The sequence below is a fragment of the Parasphingorhabdus sp. genome, from assembly GCF_036964675.1.
GTDB lineage: Bacteria > Pseudomonadota > Alphaproteobacteria > Sphingomonadales > Sphingomonadaceae > Parasphingorhabdus.
This window is the reverse complement of sequence record NZ_JBALTF010000001.1, coordinates 5910-22643: the sequence shown is the minus strand read 5'-3', so window position 1 is coordinate 22643 and position 16734 is coordinate 5910. Positions and strand designations below refer to the sequence as shown.

General features: G+C 55.9%; 13 protein-coding genes and 1 pseudogene. 5 read left to right on the top strand and 9 right to left on the bottom strand.

Annotated features, from left to right (window positions below; all coding sequences use genetic code 11):
- Positions 1 to 42 precede the first annotated feature (42 nt).
- From V7665_RS00095 to V7665_RS00085, 3 genes are all read right to left on the bottom strand, one after another.
- Positions 43 to 1242 carry a type III PLP-dependent enzyme gene (locus V7665_RS00095; RefSeq protein ID WP_335662502.1) on the bottom strand — a complete coding sequence of 400 codons (1200 nt, stop codon included), beginning with the start codon at positions 1240 to 1242 and terminating at the stop codon, positions 43 to 45.
- A gap of 147 nt (positions 1243 to 1389) precedes the next feature.
- Positions 1390 to 2559, bottom strand: coding sequence for a carboxynorspermidine decarboxylase (locus V7665_RS00090; RefSeq protein ID WP_335662501.1), 1170 nt, complete (start codon positions 2557 to 2559; stop codon positions 1390 to 1392).
- A gap of 1 nt (position 2560) precedes the next feature.
- Positions 2561 to 3778, bottom strand: coding sequence for a saccharopine dehydrogenase family protein (locus tag V7665_RS00085; protein ID WP_335662500.1), 1218 nt, complete (start codon positions 3776 to 3778; stop codon positions 2561 to 2563).
- Positions 3779 to 3831: 53 nt separating this feature from the next.
- On the opposite strand from V7665_RS00085, the gene V7665_RS00080 reads away from it, so the two are divergent.
- Positions 3832 to 4815 carry a threonine ammonia-lyase gene (locus tag V7665_RS00080; protein WP_335662499.1) on the top strand — a complete coding sequence of 328 codons (984 nt, stop codon included), beginning with the start codon at positions 3832 to 3834 and terminating at the stop codon, positions 4813 to 4815.
- On the opposite strand, the gene hemA is transcribed toward V7665_RS00080, so the two are convergent.
- Positions 4812 to 6032, bottom strand: a complete 1221-nt coding sequence (gene hemA / locus V7665_RS00075; RefSeq protein ID WP_335662498.1) for a 5-aminolevulinate synthase — start codon at positions 6030 to 6032, stop codon at positions 4812 to 4814. The two genes, V7665_RS00080 and hemA, sit on opposite strands and share 4 nt — an antisense overlap.
- A 116-nt stretch (positions 6033 to 6148) precedes the next feature.
- Positions 6149 to 6961, bottom strand: a complete 813-nt coding sequence (gene murI, locus V7665_RS00070) for a glutamate racemase (protein ID WP_335662497.1) — start codon at positions 6959 to 6961, stop codon at positions 6149 to 6151.
- Between the two features lie 153 nt (positions 6962 to 7114).
- On the opposite strand from murI, the gene plsY reads away from it, so the two are divergent.
- The 3 genes and pseudogenes from plsY to topA all read left to right on the top strand — a co-directional run bounded on the left by plsY (position 7115) and on the right by topA (position 11567).
- On the top strand, positions 7115 to 7708 hold the full coding sequence (gene plsY, locus V7665_RS00065; protein ID WP_335662496.1) for a glycerol-3-phosphate 1-O-acyltransferase PlsY: 594 nt from the start codon (positions 7115 to 7117) through the stop codon (positions 7706 to 7708).
- Positions 7709 to 7727: 19 nt separating this feature from the next.
- Positions 7728 to 8846: pseudogene (dprA, locus tag V7665_RS00060) on the top strand (DNA-processing protein DprA).
- A 123-nt stretch (positions 8847 to 8969) separates the two neighbouring features.
- On the top strand, positions 8970 to 11567 hold the full coding sequence (gene topA, locus V7665_RS00055) for a type I DNA topoisomerase (RefSeq protein WP_335662495.1): 2598 nt from the start codon (positions 8970 to 8972) through the stop codon (positions 11565 to 11567).
- A gap of 148 nt (positions 11568 to 11715) precedes the next feature.
- Here topA and V7665_RS00050 read toward each other — a convergent pair whose 3' ends face one another.
- Together V7665_RS00050 and V7665_RS00045 are read right to left on the bottom strand one after the other, a co-directional pair.
- Positions 11716 to 12213 carry a DUF3833 family protein gene (locus V7665_RS00050; RefSeq protein WP_335662494.1) on the bottom strand — a complete coding sequence of 166 codons (498 nt, stop codon included), beginning with the start codon at positions 12211 to 12213 and terminating at the stop codon, positions 11716 to 11718.
- 224 nt (positions 12214 to 12437) lie between these two features.
- Complete coding sequence (locus V7665_RS00045) at positions 12438 to 12686, bottom strand: YdcH family protein (RefSeq protein ID WP_335662493.1); 249 nt, start codon at positions 12684 to 12686, stop codon at positions 12438 to 12440.
- Positions 12687 to 13129: 443 nt separating this feature from the next.
- Between V7665_RS00045 and V7665_RS00040 the strand changes: the two genes are divergently transcribed.
- Positions 13130 to 15010 (top strand): potassium transporter Kup, encoded by a 1881-nt coding sequence (locus tag V7665_RS00040; RefSeq protein WP_335662492.1) that lies wholly within the window; start codon positions 13130 to 13132, stop codon positions 15008 to 15010.
- Positions 15011 to 15250: 240 nt separating this feature from the next.
- Here the strand turns inward: V7665_RS00040 and era are convergent, their stop codons facing one another.
- Both era and rnc read right to left on the bottom strand, forming a co-directional pair.
- Positions 15251 to 16144 (bottom strand): GTPase Era, encoded by an 894-nt coding sequence (era, locus tag V7665_RS00035; RefSeq protein WP_335662491.1) that lies wholly within the window; start codon positions 16142 to 16144, stop codon positions 15251 to 15253.
- Positions 16141 to 16734: ribonuclease III (gene rnc, locus V7665_RS00030; RefSeq protein WP_335662490.1), on the bottom strand; the 594-nt coding region annotated here is incomplete at its 5' end. The genes era and rnc, both read right to left, overlap by 4 nt.

Below are 16734 nucleotides of genomic sequence, written 5' to 3'. Positions count from 1 at the left end.
CGTCAACTGTAAACGATTGTCAATTGCAACCTAGTTTCCGGCTCAAACGCGGGGAAAAGACACCACATTGTCGCGATCGGACCGATCCAGATTGTCGCCAACATACAGGCTGGCCATCGGTTCGTCGGTGACATCATATTCGTGGCTGCTGCCATAGCCGTTGAACTTCGTCCGCATCGCCGAGCCATAAGCGCCAATCATGCCGATTTCGATATAATCGTCGGCCTTGATGCTGTCGGGCAGGTTAAACGGACCGGCCATGAAATCCATGTCATCGCAGGTTGGACCGTAGAAGCTATATCCAGTGGTGCTTCCGCTTTCGCTATCCGCGCCAATCTGGCGAACCGGAAAACGCCAACCGATATGGGCGGCATCAAACAGGGTGCCATAGGCGCCGTCGTTGATGAACAATTCGGTGCCGCGACGGCGCTCCACCTTGACCACCAGCGAGCTATATTCGGCCGACAAGGCGCGGCCCGGCTCACACCAGAGTTCAGCGGAATAGCTGATCGGCAGATCTTCGAACGTGCGGTCAATGGCGGTAAAATAATGATTGAGCGAAACCGGCTCAAGATCCGGGTAGATCGACGGAAAACCGCCGCCGACATTGACGATGTCAACGGTCACCGACGCGCCGACAATGGCTGTGCGAACGCGTTCCAGCGCATGGACGAAGGCCAGCGGTGTCATCGCCTGGCTGCCGACATGGAAACAAATACCCAGATTTTCAGCGGTTTGCCGGGTGCGTTGCAGCAATTCTACCGAATCATCGACCTCAATGCCGAATTTGGAAGCGAGGCTGATTTCCGCAAATTCCGATGCGACCCGGATCCGCACGCAAAGCGTCAGATCTTCCGCCTGTTCCGTTCCCCGTTCGATTTTTTCCAGTTCCTCGAGACTGTCGAGGGAAAAAATCCGCACGCCATGATCGTGATAGGCTTCGCGGATCGAAGACAGCTGCTTGACCGGATTCATGTAGCAGAGCGTCGCGTCTGGCAATGCCGCGCGAACCTGGCGAACCTCGTCAATCGAAGCCACGTCGAAATGGGTAACGCCTTCTTCCCATAATAGCTGCAGCAATGCGGGCGATGGATTCGCCTTCACCGCATAAAGCGATTTGCCGGGAAATTGATCGACGAAATAACGCGCCGCGCGACGGGCTGCGTGTGGCCGATTCAACAAAACTGGAATTTCTGGGCTTAGAGCCTTCGTCAGCTCCTCAGCATCATGGTAAATGTGCAACTCAAGGGACCCCCTTATAGGCTAAGATCGATTGAGCTGCCTTGCGGATACGCAAGCGGCCATGGGGCAGCAAGGCGCGGCTATATGGCCGCGTTTCTATTCTGTAAAGACCTGCAGTTAGAGAAAATGTAGCAATCGGTCAATTTTCTAGCTCAATCGGTCCCGAAATGTCGTCCAATCGAAGCTTTTGACACATTTTAGGTCATCATTTTCGCTGTTCCAGAGCCAGATGGAGGGCAAAGCAACGCCGTTGAATGTGTTGGTCTTGACCATCGAATAATGCGCCTGATCGAGAAAGGCGATCCGCTGGCCAATGAAAGGGGCTTCGGGAAGCCGATAATCGCCGATAATATCGCCAGCGAGGCAGCTGGGGCCGCCGAGTCGGATCGCCGGACCTTCATCACCTTCCCCCAGCATCGCCGGGCGATAGGGCGCTTCAATAACGTCGGGCATATGGCAGGTGGCCGAAATATCGGTGATACCGACCGCCATGCCATTGTCGAACACATCCAGAATCTCACCCACCAATATGCCGGCATCCAGCGCTACCGCTTCTCCGGGTTCCAGATAAATCTCGCATCCGGACCTAGCTTTCAGCGCTTTCAGAAAATCAACCAGCGCCTCGCGATCATAATCATCGCGGGTAATATGATGACCGCCGCCAAGATTGATCCAGTTGAGCGAGCCAAAATGTGGTGCAATGATTGGTTCTACTTTCTCCCAGGTCCGCTGCAGCGCATCAAAACCCTGTTCGCAGAGATTGTGGAAGTGGATGCCGGACAGATGCTGGAAATGTTCCGGTGCGAGCTGGCTGATCGGAAAGCCCAGCCGGCTGTGCGGTTGGCTCGGATCATATTTCTCCGTCTCGCCCAGCGCGATTTCCGGATTAATTCTTAAGCCAAGTTCGCAACTATCGAGTTCAAGTTTTTGATTAGAATCGCTTTTCCATCGATCAATCTGTGTTGGATTATTGAAGGTTATATGCCTGGATATCCGGGATAGCTCGACCAGATCGTCCGCCTTGTAAGCCGGAGAATAGGTGCTGATCGGCCCGCTATAATGCTCCTTTGCCAGCCGCGCCTCCCACAGGCCCGATGCACAATAGCCGTCGAGATATTCGTCGATCAATGGCGCGAGCGACCACATCGAAAAGGCCTTCAAGGCCAGCAATATCCTGGCCCCGGAGCGTTGCTTGATATCCGCCAGAATCGCCAGATTCCGGCGCACTGCAACCTCATCGACGACAAAGGCAGGCGAGGGCACGCGCGCCAAATCAAAATGCGCAAAAGCGCCGGGATCACCTGCCTTGGTCTCCATCTCAGAACGCCAAAGGTGCTTCCAATTCTTCCACTGTCCATGGCAATCCATGCTGGTTCAGCATCTCCATGAACGGATCGGGATCGAATTGCTCCATGTTGAACACGCCCTTGCCCTGCCATTTGCCGGACAGCATCATCGCCGCGCCAATCATCGCCGGCACGCCAGTGGTATAGCTGACACCCTGGTTGCCGGTCTCTTCATAGGCGGCTTCATGGCTGCAGATATTCTTGACGTAGAGCGTCTTCTGCACACCGTCCTTCACACCCGTCGCGATCACGCCAATATTGGTATTGCCCTTGGTCGTCTCGCCGAGGCTGGCCGGTTCCGGCAATACAGCTTTCAGGAATTGCAGCGGAATGATCTCGCGCCCTTCATACATCACCGGATCAATCCGGGTCATGCCGACATTCTGCAGCACTTCGAGATGGGTCAGATAGGCGTCGCCAAAGGTCATCCAGAAACGAATCCGCTGGATTTCCGGCAGATGCGTCTTCAGCGACTCAATTTCCTCATGATACATCAGATACATGTTCTTCGGGCCGACCGCCTCGAAATCAAATTCCTGTTTATGCGTCAGCGGCGGTCCTTCGACCCAGTCGCCATTTTCCCAATGCCGCGAAGTGGCCGTCACTTCGCGAATATTGATCTCGGGATTGAAATTGGTGGCGAAATGCTGGCCGTGGTCGCCGCCATTGCAATCAAGAATATCGAGCGTGTCGATCCGGTCAAAATGATGCTTCTTGAGCCAGCAGGTGAATATGCTGGTCACCCCGGGATCAAAGCCGGAACCCAGCAGCGCCATGATGCCCGCATCCTTGAACCGGTCCTGATAATCCCACTGCCACTTATATTCGAACTTCGCTTCGTCGCGCGGTTCGTAATTGGCGGTGTCGAGATAGTCGGTCTTGGTCGCTAGGCAGGCATCCATGATCGGCAGGTCCTGATAGGGCAGCGCGAGATTGACCACCAAAGCGGGCTTTTCCCGCTCGATCAGCGCGGTCAATGCCGGAACATCATCGGCATCAATCTGCGCTGTCCTGATGTCCAAACCGGTGCGCTGCTTGACCGATTCGGCAATCGCTTCGCATTTCGGCAAGGTGCGACTAGCCAACAGGATCTCGGTAAAGGGCCCGCTACCCGCCGCTATCAGCTGTGCCATTTTATGCACTGCCACCGAACTGACGCCGCCGGCGCCGATCACCAATATTTTGCCCATGATTTCCACTCTAAATGCTGGAGAAATAATAGCCCCGCATATAGGGAGAGAGTATGACAGAGCAATACCTGATGAACCCTGAGCGGCAACCAACCCTGGCGGGGGTAGAGCGAGCGGCGAAGAAAATCGCGGCGATCCTGCCCGCCACGCCGCTGTTACCGCTCGAAGTCGACGGCGCAACCATCTGGTGCAAGGCGGAATGCCTGCAACCGATTGGCGCGTTCAAGATTCGCGGTGGCTGGCACCGTTTGACCGATCTGACCGACGATCAGCGCACGCGCGGCGTCGTCGCCTTTTCCAGCGGCAATCACGCGCAGGGCGTCGCCTGGGCCGCGCGCAGTCTGGGCGTGCCAGCGACGATCATCATGCCGGAAGACGCCCCCAGGGCGAAACTGGCGAACACGAGGGCATTGGGCGCTGAAATCATCACCTACGACCGGATGAGCGGTTCTCGTGAGCAATTGGCCGATGATATTGCCCGCAAAACCGGCGCAGTAGTGGTGCCCAGCTTCGATGACCCGTGGATCGTCGAAGGGCAGGGCAGTTGTGGCTTAGAAATTCGTGAGCAGATGCTGGCCCTGACCGGATCGGAACCCGACCAGCTTGTTGTCTGCTGCGGTGGTGGTGGTCTGGCCAGCGGTTCCGCCCTGGCCAATCCCGAGGCGCGCATCATGGTGGTCGAGCCGGAAGGCTGGGACGACATGAAACGGTCGCTCGAAGGTGGCACGATCGTGCCAGTGGAAAAGGATCCGCCCGCGACCGAATGCGACGCGCTGCAAACGCTCCGGGTTGCTCCGATCACATTTGATATATTGAAGGGTCGCAACGCACAGGGCCTGTCCGTGTCACCCGCCGAGGTCCATCATGCCATGCGGGTTGCGTTCGAAAAATTGCGTCTGGTTGTAGAGCCTGGCGGCGCGGTTGCTCTGGCAGCCATTCTGGCAGGTAAGCTGCCGCTCACGGATCACACGGCGATCACCCTGTCCGGCGGCAATGTCGACAATCAGCTATATGCGAAAATCATCACCGGCGACTAGGCGGCAATCGCCCGTTCCATGTCCATCCGGCTCCAGATTTCCACCAGCGCCTTGGTCAAGTCGACCATCATCGCTTCGCTATGCGCGGGGCCGGGCGTGAACCGCAGCCGTTCGGTGCCGCGCGGCACGGTCGGATAGTTGATCGGCTGCACATAGACGCCATATTCGGCGAGCAATATATCACTGACCTTCTTGGCTTTGATCGGATCGCCGACCAGCAGCGGTACGATATGGGTCGATGAGTCCATCACCGGCAGGCCCGCATTTGCAAACAGGTCCTTGAGCGTCTGCGCCGCAGCCTGCTGACCATCACGCTCGGCGGTCGACTGTTTCAGATGACGAATGCTGGCCAGTGCACCGGCAACAAGCACCGGCGACAGGCTGGTGGTGAAGATGAAACCGGGAGCATAAGACCGGATCACGTCGATGATTTTCTGGTCCGCGGCAATATAGCCACCCATGACACCGACGGCTTTGGCCAATGTCCCCTCAACGATCGTCAATCTGTGTGCGGCCGCATCGCGCTCGGAAATGCCGCCACCGCGTGTTCCGTACATGCCGACAGCGTGCACTTCATCACAATAGGTGAGCGCGTTATATTTGTCCGCCAGATCGCAGATCGCGTGCAGAGGTGCGATATCGCCATCCATCGAATAGATGCTTTCAAAGGCGATCAGCTTGGGCACTTCCGGATCTTCGGCGGCCAGCAATTCTTCCAGATGTTCCAGATCATTATGCCGGAAAACCCGCTTTTCACAGCCGCTGTTCTTGATCCCGGCAATCATCGATGCATGGTTCAGTTCGTCGGAAAAGATAATGCATCCCGGCAGGATCTTGGTCAGAGTCGACAGCGTTGCTTCGTTTGACACATAGCCGGATGTGAACAGCAAGGCGCCGGATTTTCCGTGCCAGTCGGCCAGTTCCCGCTCCAATTGTATGTGATAATGCGTGTTGCCGCCAATATTGCGCGTTCCGCCAGATCCGGCACCGACATCGTGCAGTGCCTCTTCCATCGCGGCGATCACATCGGGATGCTGCCCCATCGCCAGATAGTCGTTCGAGCACCAGACAGTAACCGGCTGCGGCCCGTTATGATGCGCGAAACAACGGGCGTTGGGAAACGAACCCTTGTTGCGCAATATGTCGATGAATACCCGATAGCGTCCTTCGGCATGAAGCCGGTCAATCGCTTGCGAAAAAATTTTATCGTAGTCCACTATGCACCAAATCCTGCGTCAAATCTGTTCTTGCGGTCTTGTTGAAATGGCCCTTAGCGGCCTTTTCCCAGAATTTCCAGCGCTAACCACTCGCAATAAGATTTGTTCCCATAGACTTACAGTTTCTCAAACCGGCTTATGCCATATTTTGCGAAGGCGGATCGGTAGGGCGCGATATCTGCGAGGTCACCGGTTGTCACAAATATCCCTTCCCGGCTTTCGGCGGGCCAGGTCATGTCCTTGGTCAGATAAGCGATCCGGCGGGCAATGCCCTTTGCGCCATCGATAAATTGAATCGGCCTTTGCGCTGCTTCGGCCAGTTCGTCGCGCAACAGCGGGAAATGGGTGCAGGCGAGAATGACCGTATCTATTCGGTCTCCTCCGGCCTGATTGAGCAACCCGGACATTGCGTCCTGGATAATATTTGGATCCAGTTTTTCACCGCGCAGCTTGGCCTCTGCGGCATAGACAAGTTCGGGTGCGGCATGACGCAGCAAGAGCTTGTCGGAGGCAAAATCAGCGGCGAGTCGGTCGACATAGGGCTGCCGGATGGTTGCCCGCGTGCCCAGCAGCCCGATCACCCCGCTCTTGGTAAGCTCGCTGGCCGGCTTGATCGCGGGCACTGTGCCGACGACCGGGATATCCAAAGCCGACCGGACGTGATCGAGCGCAATTGTCGAGGCGGTGTTGCAGGCAATGGTTGCCAGAGCAGGCCGGTAGCGCTCGACCAGACGGCCGAGCAGCGCCGGAACCCGCGCTGCCAATTCTGCTTCGGACTTCATGCCATAAGGCAGGCCTGCATAATCTGCGGCATAGACAATCGGCGCACGCGGTAGCAATTTTATCACTTCGCCCAAAACCGAAAGCCCGCCGACGCCGGTATCGAAAAATAACAAGGGAGGGCATTCGTCAATCTGCGCTTCGGTCATGTTTTTCCCATAGCCAGAATAGCATGGCAACGGCAACTGCTTCGGTTCGTCTGACAGGCGTTTGACCTTGGCCGTTTTTTGGGACGAGATACTTGCTCATCATCGACTGTGAATATAGCGCGGATCGAACAAGGGGTATTTTCAGTGCAGTCTATGTGGTCAGAACCAATATTGGCGTTGTTGCTCGGCTATTTGCTCGGCTCGGTCCCTTTTGGACTTGTCCTGACACGACTCTCCGGCGGCGGCGATCTGCGCAAAACCGGTTCTGGCAATATTGGCGCAACCAATGTTTTGCGCACCGGCAACAAGCCAATCGCGGCCCTGACCCTGTTGCTCGATATCGGCAAGGGCTATGCTGCGGTTTTTATCGCCTTGCAGATTTCCGACGGACTGGCTGTTCTGGCCGGACTCGGAGCCTTTCTTGGCCATCTCTACCCCGTCTGGCTCAGATTTAACGGTGGCAAGGGCGTTGCGACTTTGCTGGGGGTCGTTTCCGCCCTGATTCCCGTCGCTGGGTTGATATTTGCGGTCACCTGGCTCGGTTCGCTTGCGCTTTGGCGCTATTCGTCAGTAGGAGGGATGCTTGCCGCCATATCAGTGCCGATCGCGGCCTTCGCCTTGGGAGAATATGCCATGATGCCCATGTTCATCGGTCTGGCTCTGCTGGTTCTGTGGAAACACCGCTCCAATATCGAACGGCTGATCGCAGGCGAAGAGCCGAAGATCGGGGCATCCAAAAAGGCTTGAACAAAAAGGCTCGAAGTGAATGGGAGAAAGCCAGGAAGCGTATGACCGGCTTCGGCTTATCCGATCAGAGAATATCGGCCCTGTCACCTACCGGCAATTGATCAAGAGATATGGTTCTGCAGCGCGCGCGCTGGAGGCTATTCCCGATCTGGCAGCGCGGGGTGGCGGACGATCACCACGGATTGCCGACTTGAAGCAAATCGACTCCGAAATGAACGCAATCCGGAATCTCGGTGCCGGATTGCTGTTTCTGGGCGATCCCGCCTATCCAGCCCTGCTCGCTCAACTCGGCAATTCACCCCCGCTTTTGCTCTGGCAAGGCAGGCTGGAGCTGCTGGAACGGCCGACGGTCGCGATCGTCGGCGCCCGAAACGCCTCTGCAGCAGCCTGTCGCTTTGCCCATAATCTGGCCAACGGTCTGGCGGAGGCGGGTGTCTCCATTGTGTCGGGGCTGGCGAAAGGTATCGATACCGCGGCCCATCAAGGTTCGCTCGGAACGGCGACCATTGCCGTCATTGCCGGCGGATTGGATGTCTTCTATCCCCCGGAAAACGAAGATATGCAGCGAGCGATAGCCGAGCACGGATTGCTGCTGGCAGAGCAACCTCCCGGAACAGAACCGCGTGCCCGGCATTTTCCCTATCGCAACCGGATCATCGCCGGACTGGCCAGAGGCACAGTGGTGATCGAGGCTGCACCGCGTTCCGGATCGCTGATCACGGCAAGATTGGCAGCGGAAGCCGGCAGGCAGGTCATGGCTGTCCCTGGCTCTCCGCTCGATCCAAGATCGAGGGGCTGCAACATGCTTATCCGAGATGGGGCAACCCTGGTCCAGTCAGTTGACGATATATTGGAATTGATTCGCCATTTCGATGATCGTGCAGAATCTGCGAATCGTGCTCATTAATTAAGGGCCGATCGGGAAAGCGCGCTCATTTGCGAAACCGGGTACACGGATACCGACGGTTAAGAACGCGCGCCCGTCATAGACCTGCTCAGCGTGACTCCGGTGACCGTCGATGAGCTCGTCAGACAATCGGGCCTACCTCCGCCTGCGGTGCAATTGGCGTTGCTCGAGCTGGAACTTGCCGGACGGCTGACCCGCCATGCCGGTGCCCGGGTGAGCCTGTTGAACTGAGGTTTCGTCGACCGGCTAATTTTTGATCACCATTGACAAAAAACTACAATCAGGGCCTTGACCTAGACCCAATCCTTGTCACAGCCTCGCGCGTATACGTGAGAACAAAGAAAATCGGAACATATGCAGCTAGTTATCGTCGAGTCACCCGCCAAAGCCAAAACCATTGAAAAATATCTGGGATCGGATTTCAAGGTATTGGCGTCCTACGGCCATATTCGCGACCTTCCGCCCAAGGACGGTTCGGTCGATCCGGACGATGGCTTTGCCATGACCTGGCAGAACTATCCCGACAAGGCCAAGCAGCTCAAAGAGATTACCGCCGAATCGAAAAAGGCCACGCGTCTGATCCTCGCGACCGACCCTGACCGCGAAGGGGAAGCGATTAGCTGGCATGTTCAGGAAGTGTTGCGCAATAAAAAAGCGCTGCCGGACAAGGTCGACCGGGTGACGTTCAATGCGATTACCAAGGCTGCCGTGACCGAAGCCATGGCCCACCCACGGGCGCTGGATGAGGATTTGATCGATGCCTATCGTGCACGCCGGGCGCTCGACTATCTGGTAGGCTTTACCTTGTCGCCGGTTCTGTGGCGCAAGCTTCCGGGCGCGAAATCTGCGGGCCGTGTGCAATCGGTCTCGCTCCGGCTGATCGTCGAGCGGGAACGGGAAATCGAAGCGTTCAAGCCGCAGGAATATTGGTCGGTCACCGCACAAATGGAGCAGGGCGGCCAGGCTTTTGAAGCCCGACTGACGATCCATGACGGCAAGAAGCTCGGCAAGATGGATCTGACCAATGAAAGCCAGGCCATGCTGGCCAAGACCGCTGTCGAAAACGGCCTGTTCACGATTGAATCGATCGAAACAAAACCGCTTACCCGCAATCCGCCGCCCCCATTTACGACATCGACCCTGCAGCAGGAAGCGGCGCGCAAGCTCGGCTATTCCGCCAGTCACACCATGCGGATTGCCCAGCAGCTTTATGAAGATGGCGCGATCACCTATATGCGGACCGACGGCGTGCAGATGGACGGCAGCGCTATTTCGGAGGCACGCAAGGCGATCTCGGATCGCTACGATGCGAGCTATGTTCCGGACAGCCCACGGATCTACAAATCCAAGGCCAAAAATGCGCAGGAAGCGCATGAAGCGATCCGCCCGACTAGTTTCACCAAGAAAACCGCCGGTAGCGGTGACCATGCAAAACTCTATGACCTTGTCCTGAAGCGGGCGATGGCCAGCCAGATGGCTTCCGCCCGGCTCGAACGCACGACCGTCGAAATGCTTGACGGTACCGGAAAAACCGGTCTCAGAGCGAATGGACAGGTCGTGAAATTCCCCGGATTTCTGGCGCTTTACGAAGAAGGTCGGGACGACGACAAGGATGAGGACGGCGGGTTGCTGCCGGCGATGTCCAAAGGCGACAGTCCGGCCAAGAAAGCCGTCGACGCGATACAGCATTTCACCCAGCCACCGCCGCGCTACAGCGAAGCCAGTCTGGTCAAGAAAATGGAAGAATTGGGCATCGGACGCCCATCGACCTATGCCTCGATCATCAAGACGCTCAAAGACCGGGCCTATGTCCGGATCGAGAAAAACCGCTTCTTTGCTGAGGAAAGCGGGCGGCTGCTGACCGGATTTCTCGAACGGTTCTTTGATCGTTACGTTGCCTATGATTATACGTCCGCTCTCGAAGACGAACTGGACGAAGTCAGCGGCGGCCGCGCCCAATGGCAGGCCATTCTCGAAGCCTTCTGGCATGATTTCAAACCGAAGACCGTTGAAGTGATGGAAAAAATGCCATCAGAAGTGACGGCAGAGCTCGACATATTCCTTGGGGATTACCTGTTCCCGGAAAAGGAAGATGGGACAGATCCCCGGCTTTGCCCTCGCTGTAACGAAGGCAAGCTCGCGTTGCGCGGCGGACGCTTTGGCGCCTTCGTCGCCTGCTCCAACTATCCCGATTGCAAATTCACCCGGCGTTTCGCGCAGGGCGGTGGTGCTAATGCGGACGAGGATGAAGGACCGCAGGAACTGGGTGTCGATCCAGACAGCGATGAAAAAATCACCAAAAAAGTGGGCCGTTTCGGACCCTATGTCGAAAAAGGCGAGGGCAAGGAAGCCAAGCGATCTTCTATCCCCAAGGATATTCCGGCGGAAGATTTCGGGCTCGAATGGGCCGTGAAGCTATTGTCCCTTCCCCGCGAAGTTGGCCTCCACCCGGAGACCAGCGAACCCGTGATGGCACAAATTGGCCGCTATGGTCCCTATCTGAGTCACAATGGTAGTTCGGCCCGGCTCGAAAATACGCAGGAAGTTTTCGAAATCGGCATGAACGCTGCGGTTGCCAAACTGGCGGATGCCGCGAAAAGCGGTGGCGGCGGTCGGGGTCGCGGCAAGATGGAGCCGCTCAAGATCATGGGCAATCATCCGCGCACCGAGATCGAGATCAAGCTGATGGATGGCCGCTATGGTCCTTATGTGACCGACGGCACGACCAATGCATCCTTGCCGAAGACACTGGACAAGGACCAGCTGACCTTGGAAGAAGCGGCGCAACTCATCGATGACCGCGCTGCCAAAGGCCCCGCCAAGAAACGGGCCAAGAAAGCGGCGCCAAAGAAAAAACCTGCCGCCAAGAAAAAGCCTGCTGCAAAGAAAAAGCCAGCGGCGAAAAAGAAACCTGCGGCCAAGAAAGCACCGGCAAAGGCCAAAACCGAATAAGGGGCCGATTGGTCCACGTGGCGAGGGCGCAGTAGATTATTGTGGTGGAAACTCGGAGCAGAGCCTGGGTTGCTCAAGGGTTTCCTGTGCCATTGCTTAGCGGATAGACCGGGCCTGTTTTGGCCTCTGCAAGCAAGGCTTGACCGGGCTATTCGGAGATTTTCACAATCTCTTCCTCCAGCACGGCCACTCTCATGCCCAGTTTCCTGACCGCCATGATGTTCGATGCCGACTGTCCATCCGCGCCTAGAAAAATATATTGATCAACCGGAAAGCCGCCATCCATGGTGAAGCTTATATGCATCCGGTTACCGTCCACCGTGATTGATACCGGACCCTTGGCATCGGTCAAAGATCCGCGATATATATTGCTGCCGATGCGGTGAATGCGCCAGCTGCGTTTGCGGGGAGGCTTGTCACCTTCCAGCACCTCCTGATCCAGAGTGAGGATGCCCTCTTCGTCGACAAGACCGTGGCCATGAACGGTCACTGGTGTCGGAGAGGACAGGATTTTTTTCAAATTTCCGCGACCTTCGGTCCGGCCGGCAAAAAATATCAGCGGATCAAAAACCGGCGATGACACAATCGCCGGTTGCTGACCAGGCATGGAGACGCAGCCAGGCAGCGCCTGAATCAGCAGGCACATGGCAATGAATTGAAGCCGGCGACCGGCTGCACCCGCACCAGATGAGCGCCTGATTTTGGGCGCAAAAATGAGTTTATTGACGAACCAGAATCTGCAGGCGAAGCCAACCGTCATTGCTGCCGATGGCCAATGATTGGCATCGTGCCTGTCCGAAAATCTTGCAGACCGACATTGTTCAACGGGCGCAGGCAGCATGTTCCAATGCGACCAGCGCCATATTGCATTCAAGCCGCCTTGGCTTTGGAAATCATGGCAGCGACCTCGTCCAGAATAAGCAGGCGCTGTTTTTTGAGCCTCTCACTCCGCTCGTCGGAAGCGGCTTCCACTTCCGCTTCAATGCGGTGAATTTCCTTGTTTACGTCATGATAGCGATCCGAAACTGTTTGGAAATGCCGGTTTGAGACTTTCAGTTCATGGAGAGTGTCGCCGTCATCCGGAAATTCGGCATGAAGGTCGTGTAATACGTGGCTCATTGATATTCCTTCGTTCTGATTGAACTATTGCTGCAAACATGTGCTGAGTAAGGCTTGATCTGTCGAACCGCCCAATCAAACCTTAACACAGCAAATATTGGTAAACGCAGCTCCCGCCTATCAGGAAATCTACTTACTGCTAGTTTCGGCCGCACCCGAAACACGAGATGGCAGGCTAAAATGACCGCCATCACCCATCTCCATTGATTGCCGGAATAGGCTTTTTGATCAATCTGCTGTGGCCCAGGCCTGCCTTGGCAGAGGGTGATCAGGACAGGCTTTCTGACAATGCTTCAGGTGCCAGGCGGTGCCATGTCCGGATTTCCTGGCATTTTTGGCAATGGTCTCGACCGGAACAAATATAATCGCTGCAAAAACTTAAGAGTTCGGATAACGGTAAACCATCGAAATAATAATCGATATTCAAATAGAGAAATCCCGAAATGACGACTGATACAAAATCGCCTGAAAAGCTGCTGCCGACGACATTGGCTGCGCTGGGAATTGTGTTCGGGGATATTGGCACCAGCCCTCTTTACGCCTTCCGCGAGAGCTTTCTCGGCCTGGCGCATCTGGATGTAACGCAAGCCCATATTTTCGGCGTATTATCGATGATCACATGGTCGCTGATCATTGTCATTTCGATCAAATATCTGCTCGTCGTGATGCGCGCGGACAATGAAGGCGAAGGCGGTATCATCGCGCTGGTTTCGCTGTTGCAGACGAAAGTATCAGGAACCTCGCGTTTCCGGCATATTCTGGTCGTAGCGGGTCTGTTTGGTGCGGCATTGCTCTATGGCGATGGTGCTATAACGCCCGCTATTTCCGTGCTCAGTGCCCTGGAGGGGCTCGAGCTGGTGACCGCCGCCTTCACGCCCTTTGTCATCCCGATGACCATCGGGATATTGATTGGGCTCTTCTCGATCCAGCGCTTCGGAACCGCGAAAATCGGCCGCGTTTTTGGCCCCATCTTGGTTGTCTGGTTTACCGTGCTGGCGCTGCTTGGCATGCGGGGTATCTGGATGGAGCCCGGAATCCTGGTCGCCCTCAGCCCCAGCTGGGCCATCCAGTTTATGTTGTCCGAACCAACTACGGCTTTCCTTGTGATGGGAACTGTCTTTCTGGTGGTGACCGGCGGCGAGACCCTATATGCCGATATGGGGCATTTCGGCGTAAAGCCGATCAAACTGGCCTGGTTTGCGCTTGTTCTCCCCGCCTTGTTGCTCAACTATTTCGGGCAGGGCGCGCTGGTGCTTTCCGACAATCAGGAAATTGCCCAGCCCTTTTTCCACCTCGCGCCAGAATGGGCGTTGATCCCGCTGATCATTCTCGCAACCATTGCGACGGTCATTGCCTCGCAGGCGGTCATTTCAGGCGTCTTCTCGCTCACTCGCCAGGCGATGCAATTGGGCCAATTGCCGCGCATGGCGGTGGTTCAGACCGATGGTGAGGAATTTGGTCAGATCTATATCCCATTCGTGAACTGGATGCTGTTGTTCGCCACAATCGGCCTCGTTTTGCTCTTCCGTTCATCCGGCAACCTCGCCTCCGCTTATGGTCTCGCGATTGCGATGGATATGGTTATTACGACCTTCCTGACATTGTTCGTTCTCGGCAGATGGGGCTGGAACAAGGCATTGCTTGTTGGCCTGGCGATCATATTCATCCCGCTCGACTTCGCCTATTTTGGTGCGAATATATTGAAATTCTTTGACGGCGGCTGGTTCCCCACCATAGTTGCCGTCTTCATTTTCACCTTGATGACGATATGGACACAGGGCAGGAAAAAATTGCGAGAGCAAGTCAAGCATGGCGAGATGGAAGCATCTCAATTCGTCAAGCGCTTGCCGTCCAGTTCGATCATTCGTGCGCCCGGCACGGCGATATTCATGACCTCCTTGTCCAAAGGTGTGCCAACATCGCTACTGCATCATATCAAGCACAACCGATCGCTGCATCAACATGTGGTCTTGTTGCACGTGGAAATCCGACCGACCGCCAAAATAGCGAGAAAAGACCAGATCATTCTTGAAACGCTCGGCCCGGATTTCTACCGGGTGACCTTCAACTATGGGTTTAACGAGCGAGTCAATGTCCCCCAACGCCTGAAACGCTGCAAAATAAAGGGTCTTGATCTCGATTTTGACAAAGCCAGCTATTTCCTCGGTCGGGAAACCATCACCTTCAAGCGATCCGGCAACCTGATCCGCGCTATCAGCAATTCGATCTTTTCCTTTCTCAATCGCAACGCCGGCAGAGCCACTTTATTCTATGGCATTCCCCCCAATCGGGTGGTGGAGCTGGGATCACAGATCGAGATCTAGAGGGATTTACGCAGTCCGCGATCAGAATGACATGGACATCGGCTGCGGCGGGAAACGGCAATCCGCACTGTACCGGTTACCGATGCTCGCTATTTTGAGGTTCGTCTGGGCAAAGGCGCTCAGCGTTGGCAGCGGTTCATCTCAGGCATGCACATCTATGACGACGACTTTTTTGCCACCATCCTACATCAGCCGGAATCGGCTAAAAGGACAAGACGGCGATAGACCAGCTCTTGCTGTCTATTTAACCCAGTCCAGTCCCATGTCCTGATAGAGGCTTCTGTCTTCATCCCAGTTCGCGCTCACTTTGACGTGGAGATAAAGATGGACCGGTTTGCCCAAGATTCCGGATAGCTCGGCGCGGGCTTTGGCACCGATTTCCTTGATCTGGTGACCACCCTTGCCAAGAATAATGGCTTTCTGGCTGGCCTTCTCGACCAGGATCTGCTGGTGAATCTCCAGCGAGCCATCGGGCCGCTCCTTATATTGTTCCATCGCTATTGCGGTCGCGTAAGGCAGTTCCGCATGCAATTGCCGGAAAACCTGCTCGCGGGTAATTTCCGCGGCGAGAATGCGCTCGCTGGCATCCGAGACCTGATCGGCGGGAAAATGCCAGGGGCCTTCGGGCATCGCGTTGACCAGATAGGATCTCAGCTCTTCCAGTCCGTCACCGGTTTTGGCGCTGACAAAAAATGTCTCGTCGAAATCGGCCAGTTCATGCAGTTTGACGACATGGCCGAGCATTTTGTCTTTGGCCGCAATATCGACCTTGTTCATCACCAGAATCGTCTTCTCCGACCGATGCTTGATCCGTTCCACGATCGAGGTAACCTTGGACCCAAGCCCCGCTCGTGAATCGACCAGCATCACGATGATATCGGCATCTTCGGCGCCTTCCCAGGCGGCGGAAACCATTGCCCGGTCGAGACGGCGGTGCGGTTCGAATATGCCTGGCGTATCCACCAGCAAAAGCTGCGTATCTTCTTCAATCGCAATGCCCAATAGCCGCGTTCTTGTGGTTTGCGGTTTGGAACTGGTGATCGCGACTTTTTGTCCGACCAGCGCATTGATCAGGGTTGATTTGCCGGCATTGGGCGCGCCGATCAATGCTACGACGCCGCATTTTTTAGTCATGTGAATTTTTCCAAAAATTTCTTTGCGGCTTCGGTCTCGGCTGCCTGAATGGCGGAAGCCGTAGCCTCGACCTCACCAATATTGCTGACACGCACCCGAACGGTGAACTTCAAATCGTGATGGGGGCCGCTTTTATCAACCAGTTCATATGCCGGAATTTTGCGATTATTGGCTGCGGCCCACTCCTGCAGTGCCGATTTCGGATGCCGGATATCGGCAACGGTTGCGGCAAAGCGGCTCTCCCAATGATGGAGTATGAAGCTTCGGGCAGCCTCCATGCCATGGTCGAGATAGACCGCACCGATCAGCGATTCCATGACGTCACCCAAAACCTTGACACTGTGCCGCGCACCATCGTCACGCGCTTGCTTCCCCAGCAGGATATGATCGCCAACGCCGATATGTTTGGCGACTTCACCGCATACCGAACCGGACACCAGTCCGTTGAGCCGCTGCGACAATTGTCCCTCGGGTTCCAGCGGGAATTGGTGATAGAGATGATCGGCGATCACCAGCCCCAAAACCCGGTCACCCAGAAACTCCAGGCGCTGATAGTCTTTTTCCCCATGGCTGCCATGGGTTGCGGCTCG